The sequence below is a fragment of the Streptomyces sp. P17 genome (genome assembly GCF_032436805.1).
Lineage (GTDB): Bacteria > Actinomycetota > Actinomycetes > Streptomycetales > Streptomycetaceae > Streptomyces.
In genome coordinates this window covers 1-273 of the sequence record NZ_JAVRBF010000798.1, presented here as the reverse complement: position 1 = coordinate 273, position 273 = coordinate 1, and the positions used below count along the sequence as shown (strand labels likewise).

Annotated in this window: 1 protein-coding gene; it reads right to left on the bottom strand. The window is 63.4% G+C overall.

Annotation, left to right across the window (positions count from 1 at the left end; genetic code table 11):
- Nucleotides 1-148 (bottom strand): hypothetical protein (locus tag RMT89_RS46305; RefSeq protein ID WP_399498978.1); only part of this gene is annotated, 148 nt, incomplete at its 3' end.
- Nucleotides 149-273 lie beyond the last annotated feature (125 nt).

The window sequence follows — 273 nt, the reverse complement described above, 5'->3', positions numbered from 1 at the left end:
GAAGAGGGAGGAAGGGGGGTTTCTCCTTCTGGTGAACGGGGTGGGCTTCCTGGTGCAAGCCCCCCAGACCTTTCTGCAAAGCCTCAAAGAGGGCCAGAAGCCTGGGGGTGAGGGCGGAGAGAAGGGAGAGGGCCACCTTGGGCCCCACCCCGCTCACGGAAAGGAGGAGCTCAAAGAGGAGGAGGCTTTCCTCGTCGGGAAAGCCATAGAGAAACAGGCCCTCCTCCCGGAGCTGGAGGTGGGTGTGGACCGCCACCTCCTGGCCCTCTTTGA